16 protein-coding genes and 1 pseudogene are annotated in these 21178 nt (G+C 47.4%); 3 read left to right on the forward strand and 14 right to left on the reverse strand.

Going from position 1 to position 21178, the window contains the following annotated elements; translation table 11 throughout:
• Positions 1-5: 5 nt before the first annotated feature.
• The 3 genes from T499_RS0102765 (at position 6) to T499_RS0102780 (ending at position 5344) form a co-directional block, all read left to right on the forward strand.
• Positions 6-3749 carry a hybrid sensor histidine kinase/response regulator transcription factor gene (locus T499_RS0102765; protein ID WP_232221039.1) on the forward strand — a complete coding sequence of 1248 codons (3744 nt, stop codon included), beginning with the start codon at positions 6-8 and terminating at the stop codon, positions 3747-3749.
• Positions 3750-3937: 188 nt separating this feature from the next.
• Positions 3938-4741, forward strand: a complete 804-nt coding sequence (locus tag T499_RS0102770) for a hypothetical protein (RefSeq protein WP_157054482.1) — start codon at positions 3938-3940, stop codon at positions 4739-4741.
• Between the two features lie 408 nt (positions 4742-5149).
• Complete coding sequence (locus T499_RS0102780; RefSeq protein ID WP_033149652.1) at positions 5150-5344, forward strand: hypothetical protein; 195 nt, start codon at positions 5150-5152, stop codon at positions 5342-5344.
• A 44-nt stretch (positions 5345-5388) separates the two neighbouring features.
• Here T499_RS0102780 and mobV read toward each other — a convergent pair whose 3' ends face one another.
• The 14 genes and pseudogenes from mobV to T499_RS0102855 all read right to left on the reverse strand — a co-directional run bounded on the left by mobV (position 5389) and on the right by T499_RS0102855 (position 21170).
• Positions 5389-7398 carry a MobV family relaxase gene (gene mobV / locus T499_RS0102785; RefSeq protein ID WP_033149653.1) on the reverse strand — a complete coding sequence of 670 codons (2010 nt, stop codon included), beginning with the start codon at positions 7396-7398 and terminating at the stop codon, positions 5389-5391.
• 343 nt (positions 7399-7741) lie between these two features.
• Positions 7742-8422, reverse strand: coding sequence for a P-loop NTPase family protein (locus tag T499_RS0102790; RefSeq protein WP_198021231.1), 681 nt, complete (start codon positions 8420-8422; stop codon positions 7742-7744).
• Positions 8358-9146: a hypothetical protein gene (locus tag T499_RS0102795; protein WP_157054484.1), complete on the reverse strand. Its 789-nt coding sequence runs from the start codon at positions 9144-9146 to the stop codon at positions 8358-8360. The genes T499_RS0102790 and T499_RS0102795 overlap by 65 nt, the downstream gene beginning before the upstream one ends.
• Complete coding sequence (locus T499_RS0102800) at positions 9143-9421, reverse strand: MerR family transcriptional regulator (RefSeq protein WP_232221040.1); 279 nt, start codon at positions 9419-9421, stop codon at positions 9143-9145. Before T499_RS0102800 ends, T499_RS0102795 begins: the two co-directional genes overlap by 4 nt.
• 283 nt (positions 9422-9704) lie before the next feature.
• Complete coding sequence (locus T499_RS0102805) at positions 9705-10490, reverse strand: hypothetical protein (RefSeq protein ID WP_033149657.1); 786 nt, start codon at positions 10488-10490, stop codon at positions 9705-9707.
• Between the two features lie 3 nt (positions 10491-10493).
• On the reverse strand, positions 10494-11888 hold the full coding sequence (locus T499_RS0102810) for a phage integrase SAM-like domain-containing protein (protein WP_033149658.1): 1395 nt from the start codon (positions 11886-11888) through the stop codon (positions 10494-10496).
• Between the two features lie 370 nt (positions 11889-12258).
• Positions 12259-14595, reverse strand: a complete 2337-nt coding sequence (locus T499_RS0102815) for a glycoside hydrolase family 31 protein (RefSeq protein WP_033149659.1) — start codon at positions 14593-14595, stop codon at positions 12259-12261.
• A 5-nt stretch (positions 14596-14600) separates the two neighbouring features.
• Positions 14601-16250: a glycoside hydrolase family 43 protein gene (locus T499_RS0102820; RefSeq protein ID WP_033149660.1), complete on the reverse strand. Its 1650-nt coding sequence runs from the start codon at positions 16248-16250 to the stop codon at positions 14601-14603.
• 36 nt (positions 16251-16286) lie between these two features.
• On the reverse strand, positions 16287-16877 hold the full coding sequence (locus tag T499_RS0102825) for a hypothetical protein (RefSeq protein ID WP_033149661.1): 591 nt from the start codon (positions 16875-16877) through the stop codon (positions 16287-16289).
• A 12-nt stretch (positions 16878-16889) separates the two neighbouring features.
• Positions 16890-17495 (reverse strand): GTP cyclohydrolase I FolE, encoded by a 606-nt coding sequence (gene folE, locus T499_RS0102830; RefSeq protein ID WP_033149662.1) that lies wholly within the window; start codon positions 17493-17495, stop codon positions 16890-16892.
• Entirely contained in the window at positions 17495-18112 is a 618-nt protein-coding gene (locus T499_RS0102835; RefSeq protein WP_081372942.1) for an SPOR domain-containing protein, read from the reverse strand. Before T499_RS0102835 ends, folE begins: the two co-directional genes overlap by 1 nt.
• Positions 18113-18129: 17 nt before the next feature.
• A pseudogene (tpiA, locus tag T499_RS14905) lies at positions 18130-20164 on the reverse strand (triose-phosphate isomerase).
• Positions 20161-20727, reverse strand: coding sequence for a DUF1599 domain-containing protein (locus tag T499_RS0102850; protein ID WP_013063675.1), 567 nt, complete (start codon positions 20725-20727; stop codon positions 20161-20163). Before T499_RS0102850 ends, tpiA begins: the two are co-directional and overlap by 4 nt.
• Positions 20728-20816: 89 nt before the next feature.
• Positions 20817-21170 carry a lipoprotein gene (locus tag T499_RS0102855; protein WP_157054485.1) on the reverse strand — a complete coding sequence of 118 codons (354 nt, stop codon included), beginning with the start codon at positions 21168-21170 and terminating at the stop codon, positions 20817-20819.
• Between the last annotated feature and the right edge of the window lie 8 nt (positions 21171-21178).

The raw sequence follows: 21178 nt of genomic DNA on the forward strand, positions 1-21178 counted from the left end.
GATGCATGATGGCATTATTTGTCCTCTTGTCGGCATCTGCATCAACGGCGTCTGACACCAAACAGATGCAGTTTGATAAGATAGTGCTGCCATACGATGCTAATGTCGTGGAGAGCGTTTGCAAGGACAGCCTGGGCATGATGTGGTTTGCTACAAGACGTGGTTTGTTCTCTTATGACGGCTACAATATCCGACGGCTATATGAAGGAAGGTATTATGCTGTTCTGATAGTTGATGAAGAGACCCTATGCCTTGGAGGAGATGCTGGTCTTAGGTGGCTAAACCTGAGGACAGAACAGTTTGTTACGCCATTTGGAGATGTTCCAGAAATTGGAGAGGTTCGTTCACTTAAATGTGATAATGGTGTTTTATATGTAGGAACGAAGTCAAATGGTTTGTTCTGTCTTGATTTAGATAAAAGAATATGGCAACGGTACACCCTTCCAAGCGGGAAGGATGATATTATCTATTCAATTGAACCTGTTAATGACAGGTTGTATGTTGCACATTATGGAGGACTTGCTTGTTTGGATAACAAAGGGGGTATATTTGATTTAGGGATAGATGATAATGTTTATGCATTGTGGTATGATCGACCAAATGGTAATCTGTGGATTGGTACGGAACATCATTTGCTTTGCCAGAATGTAAAGGACTCGACTACAAAGGTTGTGGCATCTGGTAGTACATTCAATCAGATAGTTCCTTCTCCTTCTGGCGACATCCTGTTAGCTTCTGAATTTGGCTTGAAGATACTCAATCCCCAATCAGGCATTATCCAGACTATCGGCCATGACGCTTCATCGCCACAGGGACTGCCCAGCAATTCTATCCATCAAATTTATTGCGATGATGATATTATTTGGATTGCCACAGACAGGGGAGTTGCCATCACTCAGTCGGAAAGCGTTTTCGAGACAACGACCCTTCCTTCCATAACACATTCAAACGACGGAAATGTCTTTAGCCGGATTCTTGTTGATTCAAGCGGAGGACGATGGATGGGTGGTGATAATGGTTTACTACACCTGTCTGACCACGGCAATAAATGGTTCAAAGTGGGAAATGGCTTGAAAAAGAGTAATATCAGGAGCATTTATGAGGATCGTGAACATGAGATATGGATTGCCACAGATGCCAGCATAGCAAGGTATAACAGGCAGCGTGATGTCTTCGACTATTTCTCCTTGTCCGACCAGAAGGGCAGAAATGCTAATTGGGCCTACGACATCTATGAAGATAATAAGAACCGGTTATGGATAGCGACCTATATGGGTGGTCTATATGTCGTTGACAAGACTGCATTGTTGTCAGGTAATGGATCGTTCATCTTAAAAGATAACCAGTTTGATGATGTGGACAGTATCGTCAACACGATTTACAGATTCATTCCCGATAAAAGTGGCGTGTTGTGGGCAAATACCAGTAAAGGGTTGGCCTCCATCAATACTAATTCGGGTAAGGTTACTCTGAAAAAACGGATGTATATTGACAACATGATTCTTGTAAATGATGTTATTTGGATTGATGTACAGGGGAAACTTTACAAATACGACACTCAGACAGACAGGCTGGAAGAAACCGATTTCCAAGTAAAAGACGGCATGATTCAATCTTTTGTTCATGATAACAATAGAGTATGGATGTCTACCTCCCATGGGCTATTCTATATTGAAACAGCAGGTAATACCATACATTTCTACGTAAGACCGAATTACAATTTTACTGCAGGTTCTTATGTCCCCTCAGATAATACTATCTTATGGGGTGGAGAGGATTTCATATGTAAACAATTCCTTAATACAACGTCTTCTGGCGACAAACCTTCGAAGGTGTTCATTTCTTCCATCATGGTTGGCGGAATTCCAATAAGTGATTGTGTCCCCCGATTTGAAAATAATATTTCACTGGACGGCAGGGAGGACATTGCGCTTGATTTGTCCACTTTTGCATACAACCGAAAGGGTTCCGAAGTGTTTTGGTATAAAATAAATGAAGATGGGGAATGGCATTCTCTGCCAAATGGAACAAACCGTATTTTGTTATCGCATCTATCAGGAGGAAGTTATGAAATATATCTATCTACGGATTCAGACTTTAAAGAAGAATCTGTTAGCAAATATACTATAAAGGTTCCTTATCCGTGGTTTTTCAGATGGTGGGCTTGGGTAGTCTATACACTAATCGCCTTATCTGTTGTTTATTACTTGATAAACTACTACAAAAGACGTGAGAATGCGCTGTTTGAGCAACGTGAGCGCGAACGTGTAATGGCATTGACGCAAGAGAAAATGGATTTCTTTGTAAACATGTCACATGAACTGAAAACTCCATTGAGCTTGATAATTGCTCCCCTAAACAAACTGCTTTCAGAAACCTCAAATGCGAAGTTAAGGGATAGCCTGAAGTCTATCCAGAACAATGCCTCACGGCTCAATGACCTGATTCATCACATCTTAGACTTCAAGCAACTTGAAGCTGAGGGTGAAACTCAGATTCTTAGTTCCTATATCGACTTGTGTAGCTTGATCTCAGGATGTATTAGCGAATTTGAGACATCGGCAAAGGAACGCAATATAAGCATGGTGTTTCAGCCTACAGAAACGTCTGTTTTGATGGATGTTGATGTGGTTAAGATACAGATGGTTATGCGTAATATCTTGTCAAATGCTCTGAAATATGCAGACGATGAGAAAGGAAAGATACTCGTTTCATTGGAAAAAAGAGCATCCGAAGTTCTTGTGTCGGTGCAAGATAATGGCCCTGGGGTGTCTGATAGTGATTTGCCAAAACTGTTCAACCGATATTATATGGGACAGAATTCCCGTGATGGATCGGGCATTGGCTTATCAGTAGTCAAGAAGTATGTGGAACTGCATGGTGGAGAAGTCAAGGCAGAGAATAACAATGGTCTGAAGGTGACTTTCTCAATACCTTTGAATGTTCTTACTTCTGTCGTGACGGAAAAAAACATTAAAGACGGTACTTCAGAAAAGCCGATAGTATTGATAGTCGACGATAACCACGAAATACTTGATTTCCTGACCACAGCTTTGGAAACCTCATATCAGTGCATCACTGCATTAAGTGGCGAACAAGCCTTGAAAACCGTCGAAGAACGCATTCCAGACATCATCATAACAGACCAGATGATGCCTGGAATCGATGGAACCGAGTTGTGTCACCGCATTCGTCATAATCACTCCACGGAGTTGATTCCCATTATTATGTTGACGGCAAAAGACGACTCCAATACCGAGTTGAAAAGCATACGTAGTGGTGCTGATGTGTTTATGCCCAAGCCCTTCGACCTTCGTAAGCTACAGCTCCATATAGTTCAGTTACTGACCAAAAGAAAAGCCATAGAACAGAACACAAGGATAAAAAGTATGCAGGTTGTCAATGTAGTTTCGCCAGCATTATCCAATGACGAGGAACTGATGGAACGGATTATTAGCCTGATTAACTCAAACATGCATTCCGAGGAATTCAACGTTACGAAGTTGTGTGACCTACTATGCATGGATCAAAAACAGCTTTATCGTAAACTTAAACAGCTTACAGGTGAAACCCCCGTCAGTTTTATTCGCAAGCAGCGGTTACAAAGAGCTGCGGTTCTTTTGAAACAAGAGAGATTCACTGTTTCTGAAGTCATGTATCAAGTTGGCTTTAGCAGTGCCTCTTACTTTACCAAGAGTTTCATCAAAGAATTTGGGGTTTCACCTAAGGAATACAAATGGCTTTCATAAATGATCCACTGAATATATGATTTCTTGCCTTCTATAGTAATTGAGAACTTAATAAACGTAAAAACGCAGCCTAAATAGATAGATTTTTGTACCTTTGCACCCAATAAAACGCGTTGTGGATGCGAAAAACGATATACATTTATATAACATGTGCCGTAGCTTTGCTTGCGGGATGCGGAGGCGGGCAGATGCCGAAGGAATTACAGGCAGTCAGCGAGATTATCAACGATAATCCTGACTCTGCCCTTCTATTGCTTGACAGCATGGAGGTTAAAAAGGCTATCTGGAATAAGGACACTCATATGCGCTATGACCTTCTGCGGTTAAAGGCGCAGAACAAGGCTGGCATACTCTTTTCTTCCGACTCGCTTGCCAAGTCACTCGCCGACCATTTCGACCGCAACGGCTCGCACAATGACCGACTGCTTACCCGTTATCTGCTCGGGCGAGCCTATCAGAACATGGGCGACGCACCGATGGCCTTGCAGACCTACCTTGATGCCATAGAACAGGCAGACACCACAGCTACCGACTGCGACTACAACACACTGATGGGCGTTTATGGACAGATGGCACAGATTTTCCACCAGCAGAACCTGCCCCACGACGAGATACGTGCAGTAAACCATTACATCGATTGCATCAGGCATTTCGGAGATGAGACGGAGGTCATCGAGGCACGGAGCCAATTGATAAGGCCTTACTATCTGCTTGGTGAGAAAGACACCATACTACAAATCATCAAAGACACCTATCAGTCTCTGCTACGACTCGGCAACCGTCACGATGCAGCGGATTGGCTCGGCTCTTCCATATATCTCTACCTGGAGCGTGGAGAGTTGGAGAAAGCCCGGCAGATGAAGGAAATCTTTGAAACAGAGTCGAACCTGTTTGACAGTCTTGGAAACATTGCACCAGGCAGGGAGTTCCATTATGTCATCCGAGGTTTCTACGATCTGGCCTTCCATCATGTGGACATACTGGTATTATAAGACTCATAGCATAGCAAAACTCAACTGAAATCTCTCTTGGGCTGTGGTGGGCATTTGTGAGAATCCCCACCAGCCCCTTTCGTCCTGCATCCCCAGCATCGAGGAGGATAAGGCCGCAGCCGTAGAGCATTACGTCATCGGCTATATGGCCTTTTGGCACATCGCCTTTGTGGATGAGGACTGCCTCGTGCAATGTCAAGATGATGTACTCCGCACCGAGGCCCGACAGAAGATAGACCGCCACATCGCCGACCATCCCCCGTCAAGACCTTCCCCCGCTTCTACCTCGTCCTTCTCCGCCAGCCCATCGCCCCGATGGAAGCCGACAGACGAACTCCAGCAGATGATCAAGAGTGCTGAGGACTGGATAAAGTCATTAAGCAGAAAACTATCACAAAAGAAAAAGAAATGAACAAGAAAACCATCATCACCGTATTGCTCGCCCTCGTTGCTTTGACGGGGCAGGGACAAGAGATTAAAATGAACGAGACAACTATCAACGACTACATCCCGATGCTTAATCAAAAAGGCTATCAGGCTTACAGCTTTGATGTCAGTGCGATAAAAGGCCAAACTTTGTCAGTACTACTGGATTTAGTGTGAATTAACTTAGTAATCGTACCATCTTGCTGCAAGAAGTTCATATATTAACGTGATAGAGATGCCTTGTGACTCCGGACATAAATTTCACCTGTGCGCAGGTCTTCAAGCGCACTTTGGGTTATATCCCGCCAAAATCGCTCGATTTTGGGGCCTGCTTTTGCCCATATCTCTTTGCATAGTTCATCCCTGTCACCACCATCGAAGGCAAGGAAGGCTTCTATCTTATTGGCCTGATCTTGGTTCAGGCGACGCTGGGATGAACAGTTGCCCATCTCTATTACAGCCTTGACTGCTGCATCAAAGAGCTGATTGCGCTTCTCAATTTTCTCGTGGTACGAGTCCCAGGTGCCATCAGCGATACGCATGGCATCCTCATGGAGGGGCTCCAAATCTTCGAAGTCAAGTTTGCAGTCAGGATCAGTCTTGGCCATCATCTTGGCAAAATGGAATGTATCTTCAACGTAGCCCTGTCGTCCTTTCTCCGTTTTCTCTCCACTCATGGCTTCCTGAAGGATGTCTTTCAAGTCCTTGGTGAACTCTTTGAAACCTTTCCTCCACTGGTCAAATACGATTTTGACCACCTTTTTGAAGTTCAATGAGCAGAACGCAAAGATAAGGTCGCGCAAGACTTTCAGTCTGTCCAACAGGTCATCGTTGGCTTTCTTGGCATCAGACAGTTCTTTTTCAAGCATCTCGATTCGTTCGACCTTAGTGATCTGCTGGCGATTTCCCAAACCAAAGTCCTTCATGATAGGATTGCCGTTCTTATCAAAGGCCAGACTGGCTCTCTTGAGTTTTTGGTCATAGTCCTCCTTCATTTCGGCCATTGCTGCTTCATGTTCTCGTATAGCCTCGTTCTTCGCTTTCTCAACGGCAGCTTCCTTGTCACCTTCAGCAAGGAGAGCTTGTTCACGCTTCTCTTCTTCAAGGCATCTTGCCAACTCTTCCCATGTCAGGACCTGGCCTTTCTTGTCGCCCGATTCCCAGTAGTACTTGTAGCCTTGCTTGTCATGGGCTATCGTGGCTTGGAGCAGTTCCGCTTCGTGGGCTGCTTTCTCGTCTTCCATTGCCTTCCTGACTGCTGAACTAAGACCACTGTTCAGGAGTTTGTCGAACATGGAAGCCTTTGCCATCTGCTCTATCTCAGCTTTCTGACCTTCTATCTTTGCTTCATTGGCCTTCATGACGGCATTCTGTTTTTCCACTTCCTTCTCAACGGCCATGAGCTTACCGTTGACTTGTTGAAGATTCCATTCTGCGGGCGGCACTCTCTTTTGTTTGCTTCCAGCAATGCCCCGGCGTAAGCCAAAAGGAGCCATAGCAAGTGCATAGTCCGTCTGCCAACGCTCCATTGCTACAGGATTGCAGATGTCCTTGGCAGAGAGTCGGGCAGTTACTTCCTGTTTCTTGTAGGAGCGCTTCTTGATGATTGCCTTGCCTTTCTCGTCAAGGATGATGTTGCCATCCTTGTCGGTCTCATACTTTCGGATGGGACTGCCGTTCTCGTCGAACTTGGGTTTCTCCTTACGGGGCTTGGGCGCTTCATGGGTAATAGGGACTACCGTAACGTGCAGATGCGGAGTCGTCTCGTCCATGTGCAGGACAGCCGACACCACATTCTCGCTACCGAACTCCTTACGAAACCAGTCAATAGTTGAGTCTATCCATTCGTCGAGCTTACCTTCTTCTTCAAGTTGCTTCATGGTGTCCTCATCGGAACTGCAAACGAAACACAAGGCAATGACGGCATCATCCTTGACCTTGCGGGTTTTCTTTTTCCCTTCCGTTTTATCCTTTTCAGAAGTCGATCTTGAAAAGCCCTCTTCACGGAGGCGGTTCCAGATGGCTTGTGTACGACCTGTCTTCTTTGCGCTCTCAATACATTCGCGGTTGAGTGCAGTACGTGAATCGTCACGGACGCTTTTCGGACGGAACGGAACCATCCTGTCCGTCTTGGCATCATATACTTCGCGGTCGATGTGGGCAGACAATCCTCCCGCGTTACCAGTTTGCTTGTCCATAGTCAGGACAACATATCTATCACCTTTAGCCATAGTTTGTCAATTTTAATTGTCTGAATATTGCAGGGTCCAGGGAAGCTCCTTGGTCGGAGTTCTTAGAGGTTGAGACCTCTGAGCGGGGCGGTCAAGGGGGAGGGTCACCCCCTTGTGAGGTTTCCAAAGGGCAAGCAGCCCTTGGCAGGTTTCCAGGGCAGCGCCTTGGACGGTGGGTGCAGGGAGAGGCCACTTCCTGCTGGGGAATCCAAAGGGGCAAAGCCCCGTGGCTTACTTACCTAAATTTAGCGACACTGTTCGCGGCGGTGGTGTATGCAATACACAAACCACAAATTTTGGTATAGTAAGCTACACCATTTTTGCAAATAGTTGCCCCTGACCGTCAAGTCACGTTACTTCCAGAAGGTTGCGGTGTCCTGAACGATGGAAAACGATAGGGAAGAATAAGCATCATCTCGTTGAAGCGGTCTGCTATTCTGTCACCATAGGTTGTACGTATCTGAGCTGGCGTTAGATTGGTCGTAACCATCGTGAAAAGCATTCTGCAATATCGATATGAAAGCAGATCTATCACGGGAGTCTGACGGTTACCGTAATTCTGTATGACGGTTTCTTCTTCACCCAAGTCATCTATGCCAAGCATAGAAAGGTCTCGAAAAGTCAAAAGATTGTCTCGCCTGACCATGATCTCGTCACAAAGATACTTTGCGCTCTCTACCCTCAGAGTGTAGTTGCCAACTGAGGTGGTACCATTATTGGGTATTTCCAGCCTGCTGATAAGATTTCGCAGCGCATACATCATAGAACTCTTGCCATTTCCAACACCGCCGCACAACAGTATGCCGAATTTTGACGTGGGCTTGGTGAATAGTTCTGCTATCTGGTATATGTGGCCTCGCAGTTCGTCACTGTTTATAAACGTCTTGCCACGATTTGCCACCTCTAATCGCAGAGCAGTCTCGATAAAAACGAACGCTTCTTCTGTTGACATTGGGAACTTAGCAAACCCCTGTGTAGTCCTCTGGCTTGTTAGCTGAGATCTCAGCAGAGCCAGTTTTTCCATTGTACTTTGATATCTTGCCATGATTGTTATTCCTGTATTGATAGCATATCCAATTATACACGTAAGTACGGCAGTCAGCTTCTTCCTTTCCCTTACAGCCTTTCTGTTCTTGGGCCAGGAAGAAGTCACTTATCAGCTTTTTTAGAGCCTCTTCGTCGAGAGTTATTCCATTCTTGGCCAGTCGGACTATCAAATCTTGTTGCCAAGGATGGTCGTTGAGAAGCAGTTCCTTCAGTTCAGAAAGAGACAACGCTTTCTTCGATTTCGAGAGAGAGGAAGGATTTTCTTCTTTCACTTCTTCAATGTTTATATCTTTCTCTTCTATCTTAGAAGGGGGCAACGTTTGGGTCAACTCAGTAGTCAACTGTTGAGTCAATCCCGGGGTCAACATCTCGGACAACTGCGGTGGCAACGATTGCGATGGCACATCCTTACAAACTTTAACATCAAAATTGAGAGTGTATAGTGCCGGTCTGCCTTTCCCCTCTCCTTTGCTAAAGTTAATAAGCCCTCGCTTGCGAAGTCCTTCCCTTGCCTTCATAATGTTCTGCTTTGAAGTGTTCAGCCGTGCCAGCAGCAGCTGGGTGTTGCATTTAAAGGGCATCACCCAGTGCTGGCGGTTGGCTTCATAGAGTAGATAGAAGAAGAGTGAGTTCTCACTCAAGGAACATGGGTCGTTCTCATTTGCGTCCCAGAAATGGTTCATGTAGTCAAAGATGCTCATTGCTTCAATCCTTTCTCTATACGTTCCACATCAGACAACTTATACTGATTCTTCCCTCCCAATTTGAAACAAGGAAGGTAGCCGCTGGCATTCCAGCGCCAGAGAGTAGCCCTGCTCTTATGCAGTCGTTTTATCACAGCAGCCTCGTCAATCATCACATCCTTCTCAGCTTCTTTTCGAGCCTGGGCCATTTCGTCAGCCCAAGCAAAGAATGCCGATTTCAGGACATCTACAGTGGTTATGACTACTGTATTTGAATCTGAGGATTCAAACATTGAAATAGATTTCATCTCAAATTGTAACAGGTTCTTTTAGCGATCCTCACGGCCAAACGCTGGCCTCGCACCTGTTGGGATCCATCCTCTGCAATGAGGCTTGCAGCGATTTCACGGTGCGAAGGTACGACTTTTTGAAATACGATTGATTTATTTTGAGTAGCTCGTGGTAGCCGACTACCGAAAGCTACTTCTGTTAATCAGATTTAACGCAAAAAGGTATTAAAAAAGGCCTGTAACCGGGAGATTACAGACCTTGGTATAAACAGGTTTTGCTTCGTGCTTAATAGAAGAACGACATTATCCATCGCCAGAACTGAAACAACATATTTCGTGGTGACATAGAGGTCTTTTTAAATACTATTCGGCCATCCTCTTTCTTGGTGTAGCCGATTCTCGTTCTCAACGCTGCTCTTATTGGAACTTTCAAGTCCTCATAGGTCTTATCGTGCAGAGATGAGAGATCTTTGTTGTATGCTTTCTGATGAATGGACGGGAATTCCTCCTTGATGTCCTCATACCTGCAGCTTTTGATTAACCCTTCTTCCTGTGCAACAACCATTACCAATGCTGCGTCTTTGCCGACATAACCGTTTGTCATAAAGTGGAGAGTGTCCATAATTTCCTTCGCCTTTTCAGGGAATTGTATCACATTCAGGAACGACGTGGGCTTGTCTTTAGGGATAAACTGGTCTAACAGCCTTATAAAACCCAATACTAATTTCGGGCCAAGGCCAGGAATAGACTTACTCAGCAGCTGTTTGAGGAATCCTATAATCTCACTGCGATGCTTGACACCACGTATGAAGATATACTCGATTACGCGTTTATGACCCCTATCTTTCTCACAGAACTGCTCGAATGGAATATCGTGTCTCGTCATAATCAGGATAATCACCTCTGCCGTAGACTGTAAAGAAGGTGGCTGGATATTATCGTCAATTTTTCCGTCTGGCTGTTCGCGCAATTTGAGTAATGATTTTATATAATCAACGTTTCTGTCCTCGATAGATTTCCCATATTCCTTGTCCAAGTCCTTATAAAATTCGTCTAAACTATTGTTTGCCATACCTTACTTTACAATCTTTAAATCCTTATTAGTATAATATACTGGCTGCTTGTATGCATAGCACATCAGCATAAACCTGTCCTTCATATCCATATGAGTATAGTGATTAACGGCATCGCTGCCTTCTTGATGCAGCCCTGCTGCATACATGTTGATTTGGGCCTTGGTCAGAATATCTACATGCGTCTTGCGACATGTCTTACTACTTGCCAACTCGTAAAGAGGCTGATACTTGTTATTACCCAGCTCCTCATCAAATACTGCACACTTGCGGTCTATACCACAATGCTTCATGAGTTCCTTAATTTTCACGTTATAGCCACTTTTGCCACTGACATACTTAAGTATATGGAAGTTGAATTTGTATTTCATGATGATGTCATAGGCGAATCGCATTACAGGAGTTTGAATCTCTATACGTCCAACATTCTCCCTTAGCGTTTTTTCTGGAAGATAGTGTATATACATGATACCGTCGTCTGAGACGGCAACATTATCCATAGACAATCTTTTGAACTCGCTTATACGGCAGCCAAAAGCGCATTGCAATATGAAAGCGTCCTTTGTTTCCTGTAAATACTCTGGCACTATGGTATTCATAACCCTTAAGAACTCTTCTTGCAGAAGGAAAATAGGAGGATCGTATGATTCACGCATCATTGTACGCTTCTTATTCCTTCCCAGATGAATAAAAGGTGAAATACTAAGTTCTCCTTTCTCAATAAGTTCATTGAAGAAAGCCTGAATCTTCTTCATTTTGGTAGCAACCGTATTCTGGTCACGGCGAGCTGTAGGAACATTCCTTGCAGAAAACATATCGTATAAGCTCTTGTGCTTATCAACATACTTGTATTCATCGAAAAGAAATTGGCGGAAATCCATTAGGTCATCCGCATCAAATTCTGAGGGAGTAACCTTTAACCTATGTTGGATAGTGAGGAATCTGGTGAGTTCACCTAATGAGACCTTATAATGCTTTTGTCTGCCCTCGCCAAAGTTGCCATCCCGCAAGCCATCCTCAATATACTTTGAGAATCTGTCAATCAGAGTTAGTTCTGTTAGGGCTTTCACATTCTTTTGAGGATGCAACACTTCTGATATAGCTTTTTCAAAGTCTTCTGCCGTAATACGAGTTTTGTCCTTAACCTCGCATAATTGGCGATATGCGGTTTCCATAGCATCTATCTCCGTATCAATGTCAAGTTTCAGTTGCTTGTTATAGATGCTCATACGGGGTTTCAATTCTCCAGTAGCAGTAAACTTATCCAAATCCTTTAGGTCTGCGTCAATGTCGCTCTTATGATACAAGTCAACACCTCTGCCATCGCGCAGACGAAAACGAAGCCGAATGGTTCCTTCTTGCTTGCTTGTTCTCTTTACTATTGTTAGTCCTTTCATACCTATTTTATTATTAAAGCGTGTTATTAATGTGGTGCAAAGGTAGTATTTTTGCACCACAAAACCAAAATATTGCACCACATTTTTGAAACGCTTTAATATATTTAACTTTGCAAGTCGCTGATTTACAAAGCAAAGCGTTTCATAATTATTTCAAAGCATTTCAGATTTCGAATCCCAAACGGATCACAGAAAAGAGAGGTTTTTTAGCCTCTCTTTTTTGTTTCACCGTTGGGGGCTCTCACCCAAGGGTTCTTTGACCAAGGTCAAAGCGTCTCCTTCGTCGCCGAGCGCGAGCCCCAAGCGGATCACAGAAAAGAGAGAGACTTTCGGGTCTCTCTCTTTGTTTTTTCCGTTTCGTGTTCTCGATTTATAACTTGACTGTTACTTGATTGCCGTTGTAATCGATGGTCTTGGTAGTGCCATCGGGTAACATCAGTGTAAATTTGCGTTCAAGTATCATGCCCTTGTAACCGCCTTGGCGGGCACTGATGTGCAGCGTGCGGGTGCGGTCGGTCCAGGTAAAGATGATGTTAGAGTAGTAACCCTGCTCGTAATTGTAACCATCACCCTCGTCCTCGTACAGCGAGAACTCGGCATCGGCACCTGGGTAGATGTGTATCTCGAGGTTGTCCCAAGGCTTCTCGCCTACGTACTGCATCACAGGACCCAATGGCACAATGCTACCGGCACGTACAAACATCGGTACCTGGTCGAATCGGGTAGTAAGCACCACGTTCTGTCCGCCCTTATATAGCTTGCCTGTCCAGAAGTCGTACCAGTTGGCACCCTTTGGCAGGTACTTGGTTGCGGTCTTGGTTTCGGTCCAGTCTGCCTGTGCGGCAGGCTCGCCCGTAACCTCCTTACGGTCCCAGCCGGTCATGGCATCTTCCTTGATAATCTTTTCCTGGGTGTACTGGGCCTCTACAATGGGGCAGGCCAGGATGCTACGACCGAACATAAACTCATCGGTCATGTCCCACACCTTCTTGTCGGCGGCAAAGTCGCTGAACAGCGGGCGCATGTAGCTAAAGTTGTTGTTGGTAACCTGCGAGGCGGTACTATATAAGTAAGGTATAAGGCGGTAACGGAAATCAATCAAATTTTTGATAGATTGATAAACGGGGGTGCCGGGCTCGCCGAATTGCCATATCTCGCGAGGGGCATCGGCACCATGACTGCGGAACACGGGGCAGAACAGTCCGTACTGCATCCAGCGTACATACAGCTCCTGGAACTGTGGGTTCTTAGGTGCTGAGCCAGAGCCCTTGGTGTTGTACGAACCACAGAAGAAACCGCCGATATCAGTGTTGAAGTTGGGGTTACCGGTGAGGGTGAAGCTCAAGCCTGCGGGAATCTGATTGCGCAGCATCTCCCACGACGAGGCTACGTCGCCACTCCACATGTTTGAGCCATAGTGCTGCTGTCCTGCAAACGACGAGCGTGTCATGATGAAGATACGCTTGCCGCGATCGTCCTTGCGCTGTGCCTGATAGATACCGCGTACGGTTTCGAGTGGGAAGGCATTACGCAGCGAGCGCCAAGTACCGCCGGTAACAGGGTGCTGGTAGTCGCTCTCCTTGGGGTTGAAGAAGTCGGGATCGGTAGAGTCCATCCACCAGGCATCGGTGCCGTAATCGTACAGCTTCTTCAGGTATTTCCAATAGATGGCGCGGGCCTCGGGACTGAAGGCATCGTACACCTTTACACCCGAAGGATAGTCCATGCGTGGAGGCCAGATGTGCGAGATACCGCTCTGCGGCCATGTCTCGATGGGCAGCAGCAGGCCCTTGGCATCCAGCTCGCGGAACTGCTGTGTCATAGGTCCGAAGCTGGCCCAGATACTGATCATGAAGTGGGCATGCTTCTGATGTACGTTCTTAATCAGCTGCTTGCCGTTGGCAAAGTCTTCCGCCAGGAAGTCCATGGCGTTCCACAGGTAGTTGGAACCCCAGTACTGCCAGTCCTGGATAATACCATCCAGGGGCACCTGCAGCTCGCGGTATTTATCAACAATGCTCTCGGTTTCGGCTGCGGTCTTGTAACGTTCCTTCGACTGCCAGAAACCATACGTCCACAGTGGGAACATAGGTACATCGCCACTCAGGAAGCGCATCTGTGCAATCACACCATCGGCCGAACCACCATACATAAAGTAATAGTCGATCACATCACCAGCCTCAGAGGTAAGCGACATGCCGCGTGCATCATCGTCGAACTGGGTGGGGGCGTAGTTATCCCAATACAGGCCCCAACCCTTGATGCTCTGGATCACGTTCTGGAAGTCCTCCAGATTGCTCTGCTCCATGCGCTTATGCTCGCCACGACGGTTCATCTTGCCGTTCTGAATGGTGCCCAGACCGTAGATAGCCTCGCCTTTATCAAGCGTAAAGGTCTGGTTGAGTGGGGTAAACGTGTGCGACTTTTCGCGTAGCAGCACTTTTCCTTTGGCATCAAGGAATGTGATGCAGCCCGTTTTCTCGTCGAGCTTCACTGTTAGCTCGCTACTCGATGTGGTGCTGCCCTTGCGGGTAAGCTTTACTTCCTGAGGCTTGGCTATAATCACCTTGCTCTCGGGTGTTACTGGCTGCCCTGGGTACTTTACCACATGTACAACAGAAGGTGTAAAAAACTCGATCTTTACACCTTGTGCACACATAGCTATTGGTGCCAGCAAGGCAAGAATGGCTATTGAAATTCTGTTCATAATGATTATTGGATTTTGTTATATGCAAACTCGTCGATATCCACGTAGCCGCCCGCTTTCTTGGTGGCGTAGTTGAAGATACCGAATTTTGAACCCATGAAGAAGCGCTGCCAGTCGAACTTCAGACGGTAGTCGCTGCCAATCTGCTGCCACTCCTGGCCGTCGAGGCTGTAGTAGAACTTGGCGGTGTCGATACCCTGACCGCCCTGCGGACGGAAATCGGCATCGATGCGCAGCCACAGTTTCTTTTGCTGCAGTTGTTGCAGTGCTACAGTTGCTACAACCTTTTCCTCCACCTTCTCCACCTTCTTCTCGCGCGGACTCAGCGTCACCTTGGTCTCGCTCATCTCGAGGGTGTACTTCTTGCCGTTCTTCTTAACGGTGAGGGTGCCTGAATCGCTGTTGAAAGCAGAAAGTCCGGCGCAGTCGCCATCCTTCATCTTCGAGAGATCCATCACGATAGCACCTGAACACTGTGGGCCTTCCATGCGCTGGGTAAGTGTATTGGGGGCCAGATACAGGTTGGGCACCACACGACTGGTCTTCAGTCGCAAGTAACCTGGGCGTTCGGTCAGGCTCCAGGCCTTATCTACGGGGTTGTGATTCCACTGCCAGTGCAAACCTAACTTATCTGATGAAAAGTCGTCGGCCTTTACGATAGATGCCTCGGGTTCGCCATTCTTCAGTGCACGAACGCGGTCGGGCACACGGCCTTCCTCGTCGCCCAGCATAGGCCAACCGTCAATCCAGCGGCAGGGCATCAAGGTGAGCACACGGCCCACACCGCCACGGTCCTGGAAAATCACACCATACCAGTCGCCATCCTGAGTATCAACAATGGTTCCCTGTGCCTCGTAAGAAAAGCCACCGAACTCCGACTGCAGGATGGTAGCCTTCTCGTAAGGGCCCTGGATATTATCGGCACGGTAGCACACCTCGCGGCGATGGCGGCCAGGGGCATACACATGCGAAATCATCAGCAGGTAATACTTGCCGTTATGCTTAATCATACGCGAACCCTCAAGCAGTCCGGTCTCGTCGGCTTCGCGCTTAAAAATCTGTCGGTGGGTGCCTTCAATCACATCCGAGAGGTCCTGCTTCAGCTCCATCATCTCGCCTGTACCATATACTACGTACACGCGATCGTCATCGTCGAAGAACAGCGAGCAGTCGTGGAAGTGGCGCATGCGCGACACAATCTTCCATGGACCCTCGGCCTTGTCGGCAGTAAAAATATAGGTATCGCCCATGGCACCACGCTCGTTGGGAGCCAGCAGGGCATAGAACTTACCCTTGTGGTATTTGAGCGATGTGGCCCACTGTCCGCGTCCGTAAACGGTACCCTCGGTAGGCGAGAGGTCGTACTTGGGCGAGTCGGTCAGCTTGTCGAAGATGTAACCCACGGTCTCCCAGTTCTTCAGGTCTTTCGACTTCATGATGGGTGCGCCAGGCATCAGGTGCATGGTGGTGGATACCAGATAGAAGGTATCGCCCACGCGGATGATGTCGGGGTCGGGTACATCGGCCCACAGCATGGGGTTGTCGATCATGTTTGTAACTATGTTCTCATGCTTGCTTGCAGCATGGTTTTGTGCCTGCATATTCGTTGAGGCACAGAGCATCAGGGCGATGCTCAGTAAAGTCCTGGTCTTCATATAATTGATAATAATTAGTTCGCAATAAGTTTGCGGTTAGTCGTCCTCGTTGCCCTTGTAGTGGAACTCGCGGATTTCGGGTGTCTGTCCCAGATCTACCTCCTCGGGCTCTTTAACTTCAGGCTGATTCAGGCGCTGCTCGTAGCCTTTATGGATGGTGCCCACCTCGAGCAGGATATCCTCGAAGAATACCGTTGGGATGATGATGCCGAACATACCTACACCTACGCGAGTGCCCTCGGGGTGCATGTTGTTGTAGATGTAAGAGGTGGAGTAGAACGTATGACGATAGGATACCAGACGGTTGTACTTGTGGAAAATCTCCAAGTCGTCCTGTGCTATCACTGTGGTATCTGCGGTGGTAAAGATAAATGTCAAGTTGTGTACATAGTCATCCACCACATCGCCCTTGATGCCGTCGTTAACCTCCAGGCACTGCATCAGGTTATCGGTCATCTCCTCGTTCATGTCTTCCTCTTTAGGAGCGGTAAAGTAAGCTACCAGCATACCTACCAGGATAATGACGCCGAAGATGAGTATGCGGCCCAGACAGCTGCGGGTAAACTCCTGTGTAAACGACTCGTTGGTTCTGTAGTTTGTGTTGTTGTCAATGTCAGCTTGATACATACCTTTTTTGTTTTAGATTTGATTATTGTGTATGAGGTTCATAAACTCCTGACGGGTCTTAGCCTGATTAAAGGCACCGCTGAAGTCGCTTGTTGTAGTAATGCTATTCTGTTTCTCCACACCGCGCATCTGCATGCACATGTGCTTGGCCTCGATCACCACCATCACACCTAAGGGGTGCAGGGTTTGCTCAATGCAGTCCTTAATCTGCTGCGTCATGCGCTCCTGAACCTGCAGACGGTGGGCAAAGATATCCACCACGCGGGCTATCTTCGACAGACCGGTGATGTAGCCGTTAGGGATATAAGCCACGTGTGCCTTACCGTAGAATGGCAGCATGTGGTGTTCGCACAGCGAGAAAAAGTCGATGTCCTTTACAATCACCATCTGGTTGTAGTCCTCCTTAAACAGGGCATCGGTCAGAATCTTGTGGGCATCCATTGTGTAGCCTTTGGTAAGCACCTGCATGGCTTTGGCCACGCGCATAGGGGTCTTTTTCAAACCCTCACGGGTAGGATCCTCGCCCAAAAGGCCGAGTATCTTCTCGTAGTGATCGGCTAATTCCTCGATTCCCTCGCGATATTTCTCGTTGTCGTATTCCTTAATCTCTATATTCATTATTGATATTGTACGGTGATTTTACCTTTTACGATGATGGCCGACTGGTAGCCGTTTCGCTTTACACGCTCCAGCACCTCGTGTGCCTCCTCGTAGGTACGATAGTTGCCCATGCGGCAAATCCATCGTGGTGAGTAGAAATGTACATAGACAGGTACGCCAGGGAACAAGCCCTTGATCTCACTGCCTATTCTTTCGGCCTTGATACGGTCGTTACGTGAGTTGCCGCCTGCATACACCTGTACGCGATAGCCTGGCACCTTGGTACCCTTCATAATCTTTTTCTGGATTTCCTCGGGGTTGTCAAGACTCACGGTGTCGTTGTGTTCAACCACTACGGGCTGTACCTTCGGCTTTGTTTCCTTATCCTGATTTGTGTTTGTAGCAGTATTGTTTTCTTTCTTCTCTGTTTGTTTCTGAGTGTTCTTGGGGTGTACAGGTGTAGTACCTGTGGTAGCCGCAGTAGTAGCCGGACCGTTAACCAGCTCGTCGATGGCCTTAGTCTGCGTAAGGGTTATCTTGCCCTCGCCGTTCTTGCTCTGTTGCAGCCTCTGGGTAAACGACGACTGAGCATCGGCCACCATAAAGCAGCCGATGCAAAGCGTCATTATAGTCATTAATCGTTTCACTGCGATTACTTCTTCCAAGCGTCGATAATACCCTTGAAGTCGGCAGCCTTCAATGAAGCACCACCAATCAGACCACCATCGATGTCGGGCTTAGCAAACAGCTCAGGAGCGTTGCTAGCCTTGCAGCTACCACCGTAAAGGATAGTAGTGTCGTCAGCTACAGCCTGACCATACTTCTCGGCGATGATTGAACGGATGTAAGCGTGGATCTCCTCAGCCTGCTCAGCAGTAGCGGTCTTACCGGTACCGATAGCCCAGATTGGCTCGTAGGCGATAACGATCTTACGGAAGTCCTCCTCAGAGAGGTTGAATACTGAACCCTCGAGCTCGGCCTTTACTACCTCGTTCTGCTTGCCAGCCTCGCGCTCCTCCAGGCTCTCACCGATACAGAAGATAACCTTCAGATCGTTCTTCTGAGCCAGAAGCACCTTCTCCTTCAGGATCTCTGGAGTCTCCTTGTAGTACTCACGACGCTCTGAGTGACCCAGGATAACGTACTGAGCACCTGTGCTCTTTACCATCTCGGCACTAACCTCACCAGTGAAAGCACCCTTCTCCTTGTCGGCGCAGTTCTCAGCACCCAGACCGATGATGTCCTGGTCGAGGAACTGTGCGATAGATGCGAGGTGGATGAATGGAGTGCAGATTACTACACCACAGTTTGGCTTGTCAGCCTTCAGAGTCTCGTTCAGCTCCTTTGCAAGAGCGATACCATCCTGGAGATTCATGTTCATCTTCCAGTTTCCTGCTACAATTTTCTTTCTCATAATTCTACTAAATTTTATAATGTAAAAAAACTAATCACTATTGATACTTCGTATCTAGTCCTCTCACGTTCGGCATAGCTCAAGCAAGCTTGACTCTGCTCTCACTCAATCGAGGCCTTCACTATTCACTATTCACTGTCTTCTCTCGTCTCACCCACTTGGTCCAAGCCCAGAGGCGGTCGGCAATCGTCAGGAGTACCAGCGGTAGTACAAACCACGTTAATACCCACAGTATCTTGGTGGTTGCGGTCTCGGTGGGCAACTGGCCTAATTCGCTGTCTTCAAGCTTGGTGGTCAACTCCTCCTCGGTGGGCAGGTTGTTGTGGCTCCACTTGCGTATCACCTTACCATCCTTGAGCAACAGTAGTCCAGGGTTCGAGCGAATCATCGTTTTCAGTGTGATGTCGTCGGTCTGGCAGAAGGCGTATTCGGCACCTGTCAGGTCGCGCCAGCTCTCGATGGCTTTCTCGCCACTGGCTGTCAGACAGTAGAACGGATATCCGTTATCCAGACTGTACTCGTACATCTGGTTAATCTCGTCCAATCGTGAGTCGTCGGCCTGTTCCAGATGCGGGGCAACCAACAGGAAGGTGTATCCCTCGTCGGTAAGTATCTGCTCCGTCAGGTCCTCGCCATCGCTCACCTGCTCGATAAACAAATCGGTGTAGGGCGAATCCTCGCCTTCCATCATCTTTGTCCAACCCTCGCGTATGTCGGTTCCAATGTGGTAGGGACGGAAATCGAACTGGGGTAGGGTGTACAGACTCTTGCCCGAGATAAACAGCAGAATGAACACCAAGCTGTAGTTCATCACTATCCACTGATTGCTCTGACTGATGAGTCGTGCCTGCTCCAATGGCCATTTCCATACCACGATGGCTGCGCCCAGCAGTATCACGTTCTTCCACAGCGTTTGCCAGTTGGTAAGCACCAGCGCGTCGCCAAAACAACCGCAATCGCTGATAGGGTTGCTCAAGGCCAGCCAGAGTGTGAGCGGTGTCATTACGACCATGATGGCCAGCACCAGCTTCGACACAATGCGACGCCTGATGGCAAACAGCAAGCAGATGCCTAAGAAGAATTCGGTGGCTGCCAACAGTACCGATGAGGCCAGCGTGGTAAAGTCGGGCATCATGCGCCCTAATCCGATTGCCACCAGATAGTCCTGTATTTTGTACTGTGTTCCCAGTGGGTCAACGGCTTTGACGAATCCTGAGAAGATAAACGTCAGTGCCAGCACTATTCGGCAGATGTTAACGGCAGCTTTCTTCATGCTGTGGCGTTATCGTCGTCCTCCGATAATTTAATTACTCCAAAGACCGCGTAGTTAATGATATCCATATAGTTGGCATCGATACCCTCGCTCACGAGTGTCTCGCCCTGCAAGTTCTCGATCTCCTTGATACGTTCAATTTTTGTCAGAATCAGGTCGGTATAGCTACTAACCCTCATGCCGCGCCACGCCTCGTCGTAGTCGTGGTTCTTACGCTTCATCAGTTCCAGGGCCTCCTTGGCATGCTCGTCGTAGAGTGCCATGGCCTCGCTGTTGCTGATGTCAACCGTATCAGCAAATCCCTTAGCCAGCTGGATAAGACCTACAATGCCGTAGTTAATCAGTGCGATAAACTCCGGACGTATGCCTTCGCCCACCAGCGATTCTTTCTTAATCTCGAGCGAGCGGATGCGCTTGGCTTTGATAAACAACTGATCGGTTAATGCCGTGGGACGCAGGATGCGCCACGACGCTTTGTAGTCGTGCAGCTTCTTCTCGAACAGTGCTCTGCATTCTGCCAGAGCCTGCTCAAACTGAGCGTTTGTCTTTTCAAATTGGGTCATATCGGGTGCAAAGGTACAAAAAATAGTGAAAAGTGGAAAACTTTTTAGCCACTTTTCACTTTTTTTGAAGTTAGCATGTCTGCGAACTGCTACTTTTCTTTCTGCTTTTTGTGTATATAGCGGATTTTCAGCCCCAAAGCTTCGTATTGAGTACGAATGGAATCGCGTTTTATGCGCAGTTGTGTCAGGGCAGTCAATTCTTCGGGTGTAGCCTTCAGTGACTGCTTGTGCAATTCTACCTCCTTGGTCAATGAATCAAATTTTTGATTGGTTAACTGCAACAGGCTGTCGGTCTTCCATAATTCGGCCTGTGCTTTCTTCAACTCTGTTTCCTGTTTCTCAACCAAAGCGGCCTTGCGGCGATTGATTTCCTGTCGGGTCTTCGTCTCGCCACAAGCCGTTAATATCAGTATCGCCAATATTGGCAGTATTACTTTCTTCAATGTTTAAT

This window comes from Prevotella sp. RM4 (assembly GCF_000701965.1).
In the GTDB taxonomy this organism is placed as follows: domain Bacteria; phylum Bacteroidota; class Bacteroidia; order Bacteroidales; family Bacteroidaceae; genus Prevotella; species Prevotella ruminicola.